This window comes from Candidatus Accumulibacter sp. ACC012 (assembly GCF_907163155.1).
Classification (GTDB): Bacteria; Pseudomonadota; Gammaproteobacteria; order Burkholderiales; family Rhodocyclaceae; genus Accumulibacter; species Accumulibacter delftensis.
Genome location: NZ_CAJQUC010000022.1, coordinates 447,189 through 462,346, shown reverse-complemented (window position 1 = coordinate 462,346; position 15,158 = coordinate 447,189). Strand labels below are relative to the sequence as shown.

Sequence of the window (15,158 nt, the reverse complement as noted above, 5' to 3'; positions counted from 1 at the left end):
CCCGACGCGGCGACCTGACGGCACTGGCGTTGGCCTTGTTCGGCAAACCCCCGGCCATCACGAGCGCTCCCCGAGTGCCACCAGCAGATTGGCCATCTCGACCGCCACCTGTGCGCAGTCGGCGCCTTTCTGGTGCATGCGGGCCAACGCCTGATCGTCGTCTTCGCAGGTCAGAATTCCGTTGGCGATGGGCACGCCGCTGTCGAGCTGCACTTCCATCACTCCCCGGCTCGAGTCGTTGGCGACGATCTCGAAATGATAGGTTTCGCCGCGGATGACCGCGCCGAGTGCGACCAGCGCGTCGAAACGCTCGCTTTGTGCCATCGTCTGCAGGGCCAGGGGGATCTCCAGAGCGCCCGGGACGGTGGTCAGCGTAATGCGCGCTGCGTCGACGCCGAGGCGCTGCAACTCACTGAGGCAGGCACTGAGCAGGCCTTCACCAATTTCCGGGCTGAAGCGGCTCATGACGATACCGATCGCCAGCCCTTCGCCGTCCAGCGAAGCCGCACATTCGTCGATGGCCTCGTCGCGACGCACGGGCGCGGTGTTGGTAGGCGTTGTCTGGATGCTCATCAGAGTCCTTCAAGGTCGGTCAGTTTGGCAATATGCCCAGTGACTTCGAGATCGAAGCCGGTCATGCTCGGCATCCGCCGCGGACTGGCCAGCAATTTCATCTTGCCGACCCCCAGATCACGCAGGATCTGCGCCCCGATACCGTAGATGCGCGGGTCCCAACGGGCAGCCGGACGTTTGCTCGCGGCTGGCTCACGGAGCATGGCGAGAATATCCTGACCGCTTTCGGGACGGTGCAGCAAGACGATCACCCCCGCCCTCGCCCGCGCCAACGCCGCTTGTGCGACGTCGAGCGAAAAAGTATGCCGCTCCCCACCCGGGTCAAGGAAATCGACGACCGAGAGCGGTTCATGCACCCGCACCAGCGTCTCCTGATCGGGGCAGATCTCGCCCTTGGTGAGCACCAGATGCACCTCGTTCGAGGTGCAATCGGTATACGCGTGCAGCATGAACTCGCCGTGCGCTGACTGTACCGCTTTCGACAGCGTGCGCTCGACCAGGGTCTCGTGCTGGCTGCGGTAATGAATCAGATCGGCGATGGTGCCGATCTTGAGGCCATGCTGGCGAGCGAAGTCGACCAGGTCGTGCAGACGGGCCATGCTGCCATCCTCGTTGAGGATCTCGCAAATCACCGCCGCTGGTTCGAGCCCGGCGAGCAGCGCCAGATCACAACCAGCTTCCGTATGCCCGGCACGCACCAGGACACCGCCCGCGCGCGCCATGATCGGAAAGACGTGCCCGGGCTGCACGATGTCGGTCGGCTCGGCGTTACGCGCCACCGCCGCCTGGATGGTCAGCGCGCGGTCCTGCGCCGAGATCCCCGTGGTCACCCCTTCGGCGGCTTCGATTGAAACCGTGAACGCCGTACTGTACGGACTCTTGTTGTCGCGCGCCATCTGCGTCAGGCCCAGTTGCCCGCAACGCGCTTCGGTCAACGTCAGGCAAATCAGGCCACGCCCGAAACGGGCCATGAAGTTGATCGCTTCCGGCGTAACATGCTCGGCGGCGAGAATCAAATCGCCTTCGTTCTCGCGGTCTTCCTCGTCGACCAGAACGACCATCCGTCCGGCACGCATTTCGACAATGATTTCTTCGATCGGTGATACATCGCCAGAAGTGCTCTGTGGTGCCATTCTTTACATCCTCCACGCCGGGCTTGCGCGTAAATAGGCCCACGCCAACTGGCGACAGGCCATCGCCTGCTAAGACGGGCAGGTTCCTCGGACGCCGCACCGCTCCAGCTGCGTCTGGAAGGGGCAAAGCTCGCCTGGCAAACGCCGCCCCGGCCAGCATCGCTCCCGAGCCCGGCATTCTCTCAGTTTCCGGGCTTGACCGCTATGCAGGGATGAGGCAGATGCTGCTATTGCGGCTATTCGTCGACCAACGCCCTGCCCGGCGATCGCCCAACAAGTCAATTATTCGTTTTATCATGGTCGACAGCGACAGCCCAGGGCAGTCGGCTGATCAGTTGAACGGTAACTGGGTGTGCGTCGGCACATTCCGACGAGGGTGAATGCCAAGAGGGCGAAGGATCAGTTCAATGTCAATCAATGAGAGCTTGTTGTTGATCGCCGCGGGAGTCGGCGTGGCCTTTTTCGCATGGCGCTCCTTCTATACACGTCGCTCAGCGAACGAGCAAGCGGAACGGACGGCAATTGAAGACGCTGCCCGTGCAGAGGCCCAGCGCAAGGCCGCAGAAGAAGCCGCTCGTGCCGAAGCCCAGCGCAAGGCCGCAGAAGAAGCCGCTCGTGCCGAAGCCCAGCGCAAGGCCGCAGAAGAAGCCGCTCGTGCCGAAGCCGAACGCAAGGCCGCAGAAGAAGCCGCTCGTGCAGAAGCCGAGCGCAAGGCCGCAGAAGAAGCCGCTCGTGCAGAAGCCGAACGCAAGGTCGCAGAAGAGGCCGCTCGTGCCGAAGCCGAACGCAAGGCCGCAGAAGAAGCCGCTCGTGCCGAAGCCGAACGCAAGGCCGCAGAAGAAGCCGCTCATGCCGAAGCCGAGCGCAAGGCCGCAGAAGAAGCCGCTCGTGCCGAAGCCGAGCGCAAGGCCGCAGAAGAAGCCGCTCGTGCCGAAGCCGAACGCAAGGCCGCAGAAGAAGCCGCTCGTGCCGAAGCCGAGCGCAAGGCCGCAGGAGAAGCCGCTCGTGCCGAAGCCGAGCGCAAGGCCGCAGAAGAAGCCGCTCGTGCCGAAGCCGAGCGCAAGGCCGCAGAAGAGGCCGCTCGTGCCGAAGCCGAGCGCAAGGCCGCAGAAGAAGCCGCTCGTGCCGAAGCCGAACGCAAGGCCGCCAGGGAGGCGGCGCAGGCCGAGGCCGACCGCCAGGCCGTTGAGAAAGCCCAGCGCCTGGAAGATGAGGAACGGCTGGCGGTCGACCAGGCCATTGCTCGAGAAACCGAGCGCCAGGCAAGCGAGGAAAATGCCCGCCGAGCGGCTGAACGGAAAGCTGCCGAGGACGCACGGCAGCTAGCCGCGGCCCGCACCGCGACTGTCGCGCCGGCAAAAGCGAAGACGCCAGAAGAAACAGTGGTCATGGTCGCAGACGATTCCAAGGTGGTCCGCGTCAAGACCGGCCGGCTGTTGGGCGCGCAGCACTATCAAGTGGTAATGGCTGAAGACGGACTGGACGCCGCCCGGCAAATCGAGAGAGCCTTACCCGATGTACTGATTACCGACGTTGATATGCCCGGCATGAGCGGCTTGCAGCTGACACGGCAGCTGCGTGCCCATGCGGCGACCGCAGGGCTGCCGATCATCATGGTCACTTCGGACAGTGAGCAGTTGCGCGGTGAAGCACACGCCGCGGGCGTAAACGTGCTGCTCGGCAAACCCTACCCCGAGGCGCAACTGCTCGCCCATATTCAGAGCTTGCTTAGCGGACAGAGCTGCACTTGAGGCAGCACGCAACGAGCAGCGGCGAGATGGAGAGGGAGAGCACAGCAAGGTCCGAACAAGCGCCGACGCACGCGGAACGAAAACCCGCGCTGGCCGAGTTCGTCATCGTCTGCCTGTGCGCTGAGTGGTGCGGCGTTTGCCGCGAGTACCAGGACGGCTTCGCGAAGCTTGCCCGCCAGTTTCCGGGAGCCGGATTTCACTGGCTGGATATCGAGGAACACGCCGACGATCTGGGCGACATTGACGTGGACAACTTCCCAACGCTGCTCATCAAGCGCCGGGAGCTGGTCCTTTTCTACGGGACGATGCTACCCACAGCAAGTCACCTGAAACGGACAATCGAAGCCTTCCTCGAACAAAGCATTGAAGAAAGTGAGGAATACGCTTCCTCGAACGTCGAGCGGCACGGCTGGCAGGACGACCAGGACCTGCGCCGACTCAACGCAACGAGCCTGGGCGAACTCTGCCCACAGGTCTAGCCAACGCGACGTTGTACCGCACCTACAGGGCAACCAGCACGCCCTGCTCGTCGCGTAGCGTACCGACGCGAATCAGGTCGCGAACCAGGCGCTGCGCCAGCGCCTGGTTACTGAGATTGAGATAGCGCGTGTTCACGCTCTGGCAGAAACTCAGGCCGGCCAGAAAATCAGGCAGATCGGCACGTGGCAGTTGCCGCCTTTCCAGCAAGGCAAAAGCAAGGATCACCTTGAGCGCGTGCCAGACGAGCAGATCGATATCCTGTTCGAAAGCCGCCAGCCGCCGATAGGCCCGCTCAAAAGCATCGTCGACCTCGATGAACGGCGCGCCATGACCGGGGATCACCAGCTCGACCGGCAGGCGAGCCAGCACGTCGAGCGTTTCACGGGCCGCCTTCAGGCCGCCGGCACCTTCCGGATGGCCGAGAATCTCCGAGAAGATGACCCCGAAGCCGTTCCGCCACAGGGCGTCGCCGGAGATCAGGATGCGCCGCTCGGGGTTGTGAAAAGCAAGCGCGTCCATATCGTGGCCGGGAACCGCAATGGCCCGCCAGTTGAGACCGCCGAGCTCGCTTTCATCGCCGGCGGCAATCGTCGCGTCGTGGCGAAAACGCGTAGCGGACTGGCCAAGCGGCGATAGCAAGAGCGCCTCTTGGTCCCACTCGGCAATCGTCGCATCAATGCCGTGCGGAACAATGACCTGGCAGCCGAAAGCCGCGCTCACCGCCGCGTTGCCGCCGATATGGTCGGAATGCGAATGGGTGTTCAGCAAGCGGGTCAGCCGCCGACCCGCTAGTGCGTGTTCGAGCAAGGCGACGGTCTGCTGGGCCTGCGTGACGTAGCCGCTGTCGATCAAGGCCGCCTGCTCGCCTTCAAGAAAGACGATATTGTTCGACGACAACCAGCCGCGCTCGAGAACCAGCAGGTTCTCGGGCAGCATCAGGGACCGTCCGGAGAATCGTCGGGAGACATCAGCGACTCCCCGGAGGATCGTCGGGCGACATCAGGACTCACCCGGAGAAGCGCCGGCAGCATCAGTGCTTGCCTGGAGAATCGCCGTCGGGGCCCGCATCGACGACCCGCAGCGGACGCGCTTCCTCGGCGACGATCTCCTGCGAAGCCTCGGATACCGGCTCGGGCGGGCGTCCACAGCCAAGGCAGTAACCCGAATCGGGGTCGAACATACACACACCGACGCAGAGATAGTCGTCTTCAGTCGTGCTCATTCGCGATGACCCTGCTCACGTAACCCACTGCCGCCCGGTCTATTCTTCACGCGCTCGCTCCTCGCCTCTGCTGCTGCCCGTCGGCTCACAGTCGTCACGGAAGTCCTCGCCTGCCGCACAGGCACTGTGCTCGATGCGGCGACGCTCGACAGCGACCAGTATGTGCAGACGCTGCTCGTCCCGCGTTCGGCTCCAGACGGCGATCTCCGCAATGGTCCGGAAGCAGCCGATGCAGAAACCGCCGTCGTCGTCCATTTTGCAGACGTTGATGCACGGCGAAGCGACGCTTGGCGTCGGCGGTTGACTCACGACAATCTCCTCCCCATCAAAGACCTTGCTCCTGCTTTTCGCCAGCCCGCTGGCGGGCGAGCAGCGCGCGCGCCGCTTTCGACGCAGATTCGCGGCCCAGGTGACTCGAGATGAACTGGCCGGCAGCGAGCAACTTGTCGATATCGACACCGCTCTCGATGGCCAAGCCCTGCAGCAGATAAACGACGTCTTCGGTAGCCACGTTACCACTCGCGCCGGCCGCATACGGACACCCACCGAGCCCGGCGATCGAGCTGTCGAAGACCGCCATGCCCATTTCCAGCGAAGCGTAGATATTGGCGATCGCCATCCCGTAGGTGTCGTGGTAATGGCCCGCCAGGCGCTTCATCGGCACCACTGCCGCACACGCCGCCAGCATTCTCTGCACCGACGCCGGCGTCCCGGCACCGATGGTATCGCCGAGCGAAACCTCGTAGCAACCCATGTCGAGCAGCTGCCGCGCGACCGCGGCAACACGCTGCGGGTCAACGGCGCCTTCGTAGGGGCAGGCGACCACGCATGACACGTAAGCACGCACGCGTATCTCGAGCGCGCTGGCGGTGTCGACGACGGCAGCGAAACGCTTCAGACTTTCGGCAATGCTGCAGTTGATGTTCTTCTGCGAGAATGACTCCGAAGCGGCACCGAAAATTGCAACTTCCTGCGCCCCCGCTTCTACCGCCGCGTCGAAACCCTTGAGGTTGGGCGTCAGAACCGGGTACGCCACCTGCAGCCGGCGTCGCGGACTCGCCAAGACCGCGCGCAGGACCTCGGCGTTGTCTGCCATTTGCGGCACCCATTTCGGCGACACGAACGAGGTCGCCTCGATGGCCGGCAGGCCGGCGTCGGCGAGACGCTCGATGAGTTCGACCTTGATCGCCGCCGGGACGATCTGCGCCTCGTTCTGCAGACCATCGCGGGGACCGACTTCGACCAGTTTGACCTGTGCCGGCAGCGCCATCTCAATTCTCCGCGGCAAAATCGACCAGTTCGGCGCCATCGGCCACCTGATCGCCGGCGGCGTAGCAGAAGGCCTTGACGATACCGTTCTTCGGCGCCGTAATCGTATGTTCCATCTTCATCGCTTCGAGAATCAGCAGCGCGGCGCCCTTTTCCACCTGCTGCCCGACCGCCGCCAGCAAGGCCACCACCTTGCCCGGCATCGGTGCCGTCAAACCGCCACCCTGTGTTCCGCCGGCTTCAACCAGATGCAGGGGATCGTCGCGCAGAATGACGTGAGTGGTGCCATTGAGGAAAACGTGCCGTTTCTGTTCCTGCTTCTCATTGACGGCGACGACGCTGGCCACCAGGCGACGGTCGTCCAGCTCGACCGCCAGCTGGCCGGCAAAGCGACCGCTTTCGAGAACCCGGCCGCGCGCCAGCACCGACTCGCCAGCCAGCGCCAGGCGCCAGCCGTCGGCCTCGTAAGCAACGGCCACTTCGTACACCGAATCGCCGCTGCGATAGGTTAGCGTGCGTTGCGACTGGATGTTCAAGCGCCAGCCGTCGTGCGAACTCCACGGCGACCAGGGGTCGCCCGAATGGCTGGCCCTGTTGAGCGCCGCCGCCTGCTCGCGGAGCAGACCGGCGACCGCGGCGACAAAGAAGACATTTCGCGGTGGTTCGCTGCGCGCCGGGAACAGGAACTCGCGGCTACGCTCGATCAGGCCGGTATCGAGATCGGCGTCGGCGAAAGCCGGGCAGACCACCAGGCGTGACAGGAAAGTGACGTTGGTACTGACGCCGACGATGCGATAGTCGGCCAGCGCCTGCCACATGCGCGCCAGAGCCGCGTCGCGGTCGACATCCCAGACAACGAGCTTGGCGATCATCGGATCGTAGTAAGACGAGATTTCGTCGCCTTGTTCGATGCCCGTATCGACGCGCACATTGAGGCTCTCGGCCGGTGGCGAGAGATGCACCAGTCGCCCGGTTGACGGCAGAAAGTCCTGCTCCGGATTCTCCGCATAGATACGCGCCTCAAGCGCGTGTCCACGGATTTCCAGTTGCTCCTGGCGCAGCGGCAGCGGCTCGCCGCTGGCGACGCGCAACTGCCACTCGACAAGGTCCTGCCCGGAAATCATTTCGGTCACCGGATGCTCGACCTGCAAGCGGGTGTTCATTTCCATGAAATAGAAACTGCCGTCGCGCACGAAAGTGTCACTGGCGATGAACTCGACGGTACCGGCACCGACGTAGCCGACCGCGCGCGCGGCGTCGACCGCCGCCTTGCCCATTGCTGCACGCCGTGCCGCGCTCATTCCCGGAGCTGGCGCTTCTTCGAGGACTTTCTGGTGCCGGCGCTGCACCGAGCAGTCGCGTTCGAAGAGATGAACGTAATTACCCTGCGTGTCGGCGAAAATCTGGAATTCGATATGCCGCGAACGGCTCAGATACTTCTCGATGAGCACCTTGTCGTCGCCGAAGGATGAGGCTGCCTCACGCTGGCACGAAGCCAGCGCCGCGGCAAAATCCTCGCCGCGCTCGACCAGACGCATCCCCTTGCCACCACCGCCGGCCGCGGCCTTGATCAGCACCGGATAGCCGATCGCCTCGGCCTCGCGCTGCAAACGCCCCGGTGCCTGGTCGTCGCCATGATAGCCCGGCGTCACCGGAACGCCGGCAGCGCTCATGATCGCCTTGGCGGCGGACTTCGAACCCATGGCGCGGATCGCTGCCGCCGGTGGACCAATGAAGACAATCCCCGCCGCAGCACAGGCGTCGGCAAAGACGTCGTTCTCGGACAAAAAGCCGTAGCCCGGATGAACCGCCTGCGCAGCGGTACGACGGGCCGCATCAAGAATGCGCTCGCCGACCAGATAGGACTCGCGGGCGGCAGCCGGACCGATGCACACCGCCTCGTCGGCAAGGCGCACGTGGCGGGCGTTGGCGTCGGCCTCCGAGTAGACGGCGACGCTGCGCACGCCCAGACGACGAGCGGTCTTGATCACTCGGCAGGCGATCTCGCCGCGATTGGCAATCAGAATCTTGGTAAACATCGGAGCACCTTTCACCTTCACGCCGCCAGGGCAGCGCGAGTAGCAGAGTCAGCAGCGGCAAGCCGCAAGACAATAGCTCTTGATCTCGGGGCATCGTTTCCCGGCAAGTCGGCAACTCTGCGCCTCACTCGAGCAGCCAGTTCGGCCGCCGCTTTTCGAGAAAAGCGGCGAGACCTTCCTGGCCTTCCGGGCTGGCGCGCACGCGGGTAATGCGTTGCGCCGTTTCGGCGATGGTCTGCTCGTCGATCGGCTGCCCGGCAACGACACGTATCAGCGCCTTGCACTCGGCCTGCGCGCGCGGGCCATTGGCCAGCAAACCATCAACAATCTCGCCAATGGCTTCGTCGAGTTGTTCGTCACCGGGGACGATCTCGTGCAGCAAGCCTATCCGATAGGCTTCGGCGGCCGAAAAGCGCTCGGCGGTCAGCATGTAGCGCCGGCTGTAGCGCTCGCCTATAGCCGCCAGAACGTAGGGGCTGATCACCGCCGGAATGATTCCCAGCTTCACTTCGCTAAGCGAAAAGACGGCATCGTAGGTGCCGACGGCGATATCACAAGCGGCGATCAAGCCGACGCCGCCGCCATAGGCAGGCCCCTGAACACGCGCGATCGTCGGCTTCGAAAGTTCGTTGAGGGTCGACAAGAGTTCGGCGAGGCGATTCGCGTCGCGCAGGTTTTCCTCCTCCGAGTAGTTGGCAGCCGCGCGCATCCAGTTCAAGTCGGCACCGGCGCAGAAGCTCTTGCCGGTCGATGACAGGACGACGGCGCGAACCGCGGGGTCGGCGTCGAGTTCACGCAGGCCGGCGGTGATCGCGGCGATCAGTTGCTCGTCGAAAGCGTTGTGGCGCTGCGCCTTGTTCAGGGTCAGGATGCCAACACCGCCGTCGACCTCGGTCACTATGGATTCGTAGTCGCTCATCAAAGCCTCGTTCATCACATCCGGAAAATGCCGAACTTCGTCGCTTCGGCAGGAGCGTTCATTGCCGCCGACAGGCCGAGTCCGAGGACGCGGCGGGTGTCGGCCGGGTCGATCACGCCGTCGTCCCAGAGACGGGCGCTGGCGTAGTAGGGGTGACCCTGGAGCTCATACTGGGCGCGGATGGGTGCCTTGAAGGCTTCTTCGTCGGCAGCGCTCCACGACTTGCCGGCGGCTTCGATGCCGTCGCGCCTGACCGTTGCCAGAACTGCCGCTGCCTGCTCGCCGCCCATCACCGAAATACGCGCGTTCGGCCACATCCACATGAAACGCGGTGAGTAGGCTCGACCACACATGCCGTAGTTGCCGGCGCCGAACGAACCGCCGATGACGACGGTGAATTTCGGCACCCTGGCACAGGCGACAGCGGTCACCATCTTCGCACCGTCACGGGCGATACCGCCGTTTTCGTACTTGCGACCGACCATGAAGCCGGTGATGTTCTGCAGAAAAATCAGCGGGATGCCGCGCTGCGCGCACAGTTCGACGAAGTGGGCGGCTTTCAGCGACGATTCGGAAAACAGGATGCCGTTGTTGGCGACAATGCCGACCGGATAGCCCCAGACGCGCGCGAACCCGCAGACCAGGGTTGTTCCGTAACGCGCCTTGAACTCGTCGAAGTCCGAGCCATCGACGATGCGGGCAATGATCTCGCGGACGTCGAAAGGCTTCTTGGTATCGGTCGGGATCACTCCGTACAACTCTTCAGCCGCGTACAGCGGCAGGCGCGGCTCGCTCAGGGCAAGCGCTGGCCGCTTGCGCCAGTTGAGGTTGCCGACGATGCGGCGAGCGATGGCCAGTGCATGCGCATCGTTTTCGGCGAGGTGATCGGCGACCCCCGAGATACGCGTATGCACATCGGCGCCCCCGAGGTCTTCGGCGCTGACCACTTCACCGGTCGCCGCCTTGACCAGCGGCGGCCCGCCGAGAAAGATCGTCCCCTGATCCTTGACGATAATCGATTCGTCGGACATCGCCGGCACGTAGGCGCCGCCCGCGGTACATGAGCCCATCACCGCCGCGATCTGCGGGATACCGGCCGCCGACAGATTGGCCTGGTTGTAGAAGATGCGACCGAAATGTTCCTTGTCGGGAAAAACATCCTCCTGCATGGGCAGGAAGGCACCACCCGAATCGACCAGGTAGATGCACGGCAGGCGGTTCTCGCCGGCAATCTCCTGCGCGCGCAGATGCTTCTTGACGGTCAGCGGGTAATAAGTACCACCTTTCACCGTCGCGTCATTGGCGACGATCATGCACTCGACGCCGTTCACCCGGCCGATGCCGGTGATCAGCGAAGCGGCCGGCACCTCGAAAGGATTCTCGGCACTCCCGCCATACATGCCGTAGGCCGCCAGCTGCGACAGTTCGACGAAGGGCGAGCCGGGATCGACCAGGGCGTTGACGCGCTCGCGAGGCAGCAATTTGCCGCGTGCCAGATGTTTCTGGCGCGCGCTTTCAGGCCCCCCGAGGGCGATGCGCGCGACCGTTGCGCGCAGATCGGCGACGACGCTGCACATGGCCTCGGCGTTGGCCCTGAAATCGGGGCTTCGCGCGTTGAGCTGGGTTTGCAACACGGGCATCAGAAACCTCCAGAGGTCAGCCAGCGGTCCATTTGTGGCAGGCGGTCAACGCCAAAAAATGGCTCGCCGTCGACGATCATATACGGTGATCCACAAACCCCCCTGGCCAGCGCTGCATCGCATTCACTTTTCAGGCGCTGCTTGAGCGCGGCACCGGCGAGCGCTTCCGACAGCGTAACGCGGTCGACACCCTGCTGCGCTGCCAAGTCAAGCACCACATCGAGAGAGGAAACGTCGCGACCATCGACATAAAGGGCACGAAAAACCGCCTGTGCGAAAGCGCGCGCAGCTTCGCAGGCCTGCTCGCAATCCTGATCGTGGAACCAGTAAAAGGCGCGCGCCGCGTGCTGCGTGGCAAGCGGAAAGTTCGCCGGATGCGTGTAGGGCAGCCCGAGGAAGCGCGCCGAGCGCGAGAAATCGCGCACCGAGTACTCGCCCTTGAGCGGCACCAGGGTCAATGGTGCCGCACCGGTGTGCTTGAACACCACGCCGAGCAGAATCGGCCGCCACCTGACCGTGCGCCCGTGGCGCGCGGCCAGTTCGTCGATTTTCTCGGACGCCAGATAGCCGTAGGGGGACGAGAAGTCAAAGTAGAAGTCTATGGGTTCGGACATGGTCTGTTTCTCCCAAGGCATTTAGGTGTTTGTGGGCCTGCGGTCGAGTTGCGCCCGTCCGTAACCCTTTCAGCAGCTTCTACAAGCGATCACGGCGCGAGCCCAGCCCGCCGGGCAAATGCCGCGGCGAGTGTGCGTTGCGCCAGGCCGGTGTCCGCCCGCACCCGGAGCGCGTAGCGACTCATGTCAGGCGTCGGCAACGGCGCGACCGATGACCAGGCGCTGGATGTCGTTGGCGCCTTCGTAAATCTGGCAGACGCGCACGTCGCGGTAGATGCGCTCGACCGGGAAGTCGCTGACGTAGCCGTAACCGCCGAGGATCTGGATGGCGTCCGAACAGACTTTCTCGGCCATTTCGGAAGCAAACATCTTGGCCATCGAGGCTTCCTTCAGGCAGGGCTTGCCGGCATCCTTGAAAGTTGCGGCGCGCCAGACCATCAACCGTGCGGCGTCGATCTGGGTGGCCATGTCGGCGAGACGAAAGCTGACCGCCTGGTGCTCGATGATAGGCTTGCCGAACGTCTCGCGGTCCTTGGCGTATTGCACCGCGCATTCGAAAGCGGCGCGGGCCATGCCGACCGACTGCGCGGCGATGCCGATGCGGCCGGCTTCGAGATTCGACAGGGCAATACGATAGCCGTCGCCTTCCGTCCCAAGCAGGCAGGAGGCGGGAACGCGGCAGTTTTCGAACAGGATCTGGGCGGTATCCGAAGCGCGCTGACCCATTTTTTCCTCGATGCGGGCGACGATGTAGCCAGGCGTATCGGTCGGCACCAGGAAACACGAAATGCCTTTCTTGCCGGCCGCCTTGTCGGTGACGGCGAAGACGATCGCCACCTGCCCGTATTTGCCGGTGGTGATGAACTGCTTGACGCCGTTGAGGACGAAATGGTCGCCGTCGCGGTCGGCCCGAGTGGTGATCGCTGCGGCATCGGAACCGGTGTGCGGTTCAGTCAGGCAGAAGCAGCCGAGCTTCTCGCCGCTGGCCAGCGGTTTCAGCCAGGTCTCCTTCTGCTCGTCAGTGCCGTATTTCATGGTGATGCCGCAGGCCAGCGAGTTCTGGACGCTGACGATGGTCGAGGTGGCGCCGTCACCGGCGGCGATTTCTTCGATCACCAGCACCAGCGACATGTAGTCCATGCCGGCGCCGCCCCATTCTTCAGGAACGACCATCCCGAGCGCACCTAGCTCGCCCAGTTCGCGCAAGGCTTCCGCCGGGAAAGTGTGATTACGGTCCCATTCGCCAGCGAAGGGGGCCAGGCGCTCCTGCGCGAATTCACGCAGCGATTCGCGGATCATCTCCTGTTCCTGAGTCAGAATCATGCAGCTTTCTCCTTGAAATTGGCACCGGCCGCGAGTTTCGCGCCGGCGCGATTGGTAATGTAGACACCGGTAATTACCAGCGCCCCACCGCTCAGCACCGCCATCCCGAGCCGCTCGCCGAGCAAAACGGCGCCAAGGATGACCGCGCTGACCGGCACCAGATTGATGAACGCGGCCGAGCGCGTAGCGCCGATGCGGTGCACGGCTTCGGCGTACCAGGTGAAGGCCAGGGCGGTGCCAAAAAGACCCAGAAAGGCGATCGCACTCCAGCCACGCCAGCTCGTTTCTGCCAGCGAAAACAGCGACCCCTGCAACAACGCCGCAGAGGTCAGCATCAACCAGCCGGTAAGGCTGGCGCCGAAAGTCATCGCCAGCGGCGACAGCGAGCGGGTACCTCGCCGCCCGAGGAAAGTGTAGACCGTCCACATCACGGCACAGCCGATGATCAGCCATTCGCCAAGACCCACCTCACCGGCGATGAGCAGGTAGGGATGGCCATTGGTGACCACCAGCAAGCAGCCGAAAGCAGCCAGGCCGATGCCGAGCGCCTTGCTCGGCGACATCGGCGCACCGAACAGCAGGCAGTCGCTGGCAGCGATCAGCGCCGGCGTCAGGGCCACGACCAGAGCGCCGCGACCGGCCTGGATCATGGTCATGCCGTAGAGAAAGCAGACGTTGTAAAGGAAGATGCCACTGGCGCCCATGGCGCTCAGCGTCAGCCACTCGCCGACTGACCAGCGCGGCCAGCCTTCGCGAACGACCAGCAGCGCGCCAAGGACCAGCGCAGCAAGCAGGAAGCGCCAACTGGCCACGGCCAGCGGCGCGGCCTCGCTGACCGCGACGCGTGCCGCGACCCAGGTTGCCCCCCACAGTGCGGCGGTAGCAATCAGCTTGCAATAGGTTGCCAGCGACGCGACGGCGGCGCGCTCGCGGGCCACTGGCAAGGAAGCCGCCACGCTCAGCCCTGCAAGGCTTCAAGCGCCGTCAGATAAGTGGGCAGCAGATCTTCCGGGCGATGCACGGTAAAGCCGAGGTCGCGCATCAAGCCGTCCTTGAGGCCGTAGATCCAGCCGTGCACGGTCAGCGGCTGGCCGCGCTGCCAGGCGTCCTGGACGACGAAAGTCTGGCAGACGTTGGCCACCTGTTCGAGGACGTTGAGCTCGCACAGGCGATCGTGGCGCTGTTCAGGTGGCAGGCTATCGACGCGCGCCAGGTGCTTGTCATGGACATCGCGGACGTGTCGCAGCCAGATGTCGACCAGCCCGACGCGATCGCGATTGAGCGCCGCCTTGACGCCGCCACAGCCATAGTGGCCGACGACCATCACGTGCCGCACCTTGAGCGCATCAACTGCGAACTGAATCACCGACAGGCAGTTGAGATCGGTGTGCACGACGACGTTGGCAACGTTGCGATGCACGAAGATCTCGCCCGGCAGGAGGCCGACGATCTCGTTGGCCGGCACCCGCGAGTCCGAACACCCGATCCACAGATACTCCGGCGTTTGCAGCTGCGACAGACGCATGAAATAGTCGGCATCGCTTTCCTGCATGCGATTCGACCAGGCGCGGTTGAAGTCGAAAAGGTGAAAGAGGTTTTCGTTGGCCACTTCTTGCTCGGTCCAGTTCTGCAGATCGAGAGCCAGGAACATCGTCCCTTCGATCGGCGTCTGGTAGTAGGCTGGCGCTTCGTGAAACCCCAACTCGCGATACAGGCGCACAGCAACGCGCATGGCCGGCAAGGTGTCGAGCAGCAGTCGCTTGTAGCCGATTTCCTTGGCCGCCTTGATCGCCGCCAGCGCCAGCTCGAGGCCGACACCGGCACTACGCTGACTGGGCTCGACATACAAGCGCTTCATTTCGCACAGTCCTGCGGAGAGCGGCCGGATACCGACACAGCCAGCCGGCTGGCCGTTACGCTCGGCGTAGAAAAGACGACCGGCGGGAGCAGCATAGGCGCCCGGCAGCGAAGCCATTTCCTCCTCGAAACCCTGGAACGACAGATCGACGCCCAGCCAGGCGGCGTAATTGCGAAAGAACTGGCGAACGTCTTCGACCGCGGCGGTATCGTCAGCAGTGAGGTTACGCAGAGTGGTGGTCATGATCTTCTCGAACGTTACGTGCAAGGGTTGAAAGATAGTGGCTGAAAATGCGTGCAGCGCTGGCGCAAGAGAGGCGCCCTGCCCGCTTGCACAA

General features: G+C 63.9%; 15 protein-coding genes. 2 read left to right on the top strand and 13 right to left on the bottom strand.

The genetic code is table 11. The annotated features are described in order from the left end of the window. Nucleotides 1-57: 57 nt before the first annotated feature. Both ribH and ribBA read right to left on the bottom strand, forming a co-directional pair. Entirely contained in the window at nucleotides 58-573 is a 516-nt protein-coding gene (ribH, locus tag QZ648_RS22840) for a 6,7-dimethyl-8-ribityllumazine synthase (RefSeq protein ID WP_291997338.1), read from the bottom strand. Continuing rightward, complete coding sequence (gene ribBA, locus QZ648_RS22835) at nucleotides 573-1,706, bottom strand: bifunctional 3,4-dihydroxy-2-butanone-4-phosphate synthase/GTP cyclohydrolase II (RefSeq protein WP_169066243.1); 1,134 nt, start codon at nucleotides 1,704-1,706, stop codon at nucleotides 573-575. Before ribBA ends, ribH begins: the two co-directional genes overlap by 1 nt. A 407-nt stretch (nucleotides 1,707-2,113) precedes the next feature. On the opposite strand from ribBA, the gene QZ648_RS22830 reads away from it, so the two are divergent. Both QZ648_RS22830 and QZ648_RS22825 read left to right on the top strand, forming a co-directional pair. Beyond that, on the top strand, nucleotides 2,114-3,457 hold the full coding sequence (locus QZ648_RS22830) for a response regulator (RefSeq protein ID WP_291997339.1): 1,344 nt from the start codon (nucleotides 2,114-2,116) through the stop codon (nucleotides 3,455-3,457). A 26-nt stretch (nucleotides 3,458-3,483) separates the two neighbouring features. Then, nucleotides 3,484-3,936 carry a thioredoxin family protein gene (locus QZ648_RS22825; RefSeq protein WP_291997340.1) on the top strand — a complete coding sequence of 151 codons (453 nt, stop codon included), beginning with the start codon at nucleotides 3,484-3,486 and terminating at the stop codon, nucleotides 3,934-3,936. 22 nt (nucleotides 3,937-3,958) lie between these two features. Here the strand turns inward: QZ648_RS22825 and QZ648_RS22820 are convergent, their stop codons facing one another. The 11 genes from QZ648_RS22820 to can all read right to left on the bottom strand — a co-directional run bounded on the left by QZ648_RS22820 (nucleotide 3,959) and on the right by can (nucleotide 15,064). Further along, complete coding sequence (locus tag QZ648_RS22820; protein ID WP_291997341.1) at nucleotides 3,959-4,873, bottom strand: MBL fold metallo-hydrolase; 915 nt, start codon at nucleotides 4,871-4,873, stop codon at nucleotides 3,959-3,961. A 94-nt stretch (nucleotides 4,874-4,967) separates the two neighbouring features. Beyond that, a complete protein-coding gene (locus tag QZ648_RS22815; RefSeq protein ID WP_169066246.1) occupies nucleotides 4,968-5,159 on the bottom strand; it encodes a DUF1289 domain-containing protein in 192 nt (63 codons plus the stop codon). A 39-nt stretch (nucleotides 5,160-5,198) separates the two neighbouring features. Further along, nucleotides 5,199-5,468: a DUF1289 domain-containing protein gene (locus QZ648_RS22810; RefSeq protein WP_291997342.1), complete on the bottom strand. Its 270-nt coding sequence runs from the start codon at nucleotides 5,466-5,468 to the stop codon at nucleotides 5,199-5,201. 16 nt (nucleotides 5,469-5,484) lie between these two features. Further along, nucleotides 5,485-6,429 carry a hydroxymethylglutaryl-CoA lyase gene (locus QZ648_RS22805; RefSeq protein ID WP_169066247.1) on the bottom strand — a complete coding sequence of 315 codons (945 nt, stop codon included), beginning with the start codon at nucleotides 6,427-6,429 and terminating at the stop codon, nucleotides 5,485-5,487. A gap of 1 nt (nucleotide 6,430) precedes the next feature. Continuing rightward, nucleotides 6,431-8,467 (bottom strand): acetyl/propionyl/methylcrotonyl-CoA carboxylase subunit alpha, encoded by a 2,037-nt coding sequence (locus QZ648_RS22800; protein ID WP_291998399.1) that lies wholly within the window; start codon nucleotides 8,465-8,467, stop codon nucleotides 6,431-6,433. Nucleotides 8,468-8,591: 124 nt separating this feature from the next. Then, a complete protein-coding gene (locus tag QZ648_RS22795; protein WP_291998398.1) occupies nucleotides 8,592-9,386 on the bottom strand; it encodes an enoyl-CoA hydratase/isomerase family protein in 795 nt (264 codons plus the stop codon). A gap of 14 nt (nucleotides 9,387-9,400) precedes the next feature. Next, a complete protein-coding gene (locus QZ648_RS22790; protein ID WP_169066250.1) occupies nucleotides 9,401-11,026 on the bottom strand; it encodes a carboxyl transferase domain-containing protein in 1,626 nt (541 codons plus the stop codon). Next, a complete protein-coding gene (locus QZ648_RS22785; RefSeq protein WP_291998397.1) occupies nucleotides 11,026-11,640 on the bottom strand; it encodes a 2-hydroxychromene-2-carboxylate isomerase in 615 nt (204 codons plus the stop codon). The genes QZ648_RS22790 and QZ648_RS22785 overlap by 1 nt, the downstream gene beginning before the upstream one ends. A gap of 186 nt (nucleotides 11,641-11,826) precedes the next feature. Beyond that, nucleotides 11,827-12,963 carry an acyl-CoA dehydrogenase gene (locus tag QZ648_RS22780; protein ID WP_169066251.1) on the bottom strand — a complete coding sequence of 379 codons (1,137 nt, stop codon included), beginning with the start codon at nucleotides 12,961-12,963 and terminating at the stop codon, nucleotides 11,827-11,829. Continuing rightward, complete coding sequence (locus QZ648_RS22775) at nucleotides 12,960-13,919, bottom strand: DMT family transporter (RefSeq protein WP_291998396.1); 960 nt, start codon at nucleotides 13,917-13,919, stop codon at nucleotides 12,960-12,962. The genes QZ648_RS22780 and QZ648_RS22775 overlap by 4 nt, the downstream gene beginning before the upstream one ends. A gap of 2 nt (nucleotides 13,920-13,921) precedes the next feature. Further along, the gene (gene can, locus QZ648_RS22770) at nucleotides 13,922-15,064 is read right to left on the bottom strand and encodes a carbonate dehydratase (RefSeq protein WP_169066253.1); all 1,143 of its coding nucleotides are present in this window, start codon (nucleotides 15,062-15,064) and stop codon (nucleotides 13,922-13,924) included. Nucleotides 15,065-15,158: the final 94 nt, after the last annotated feature.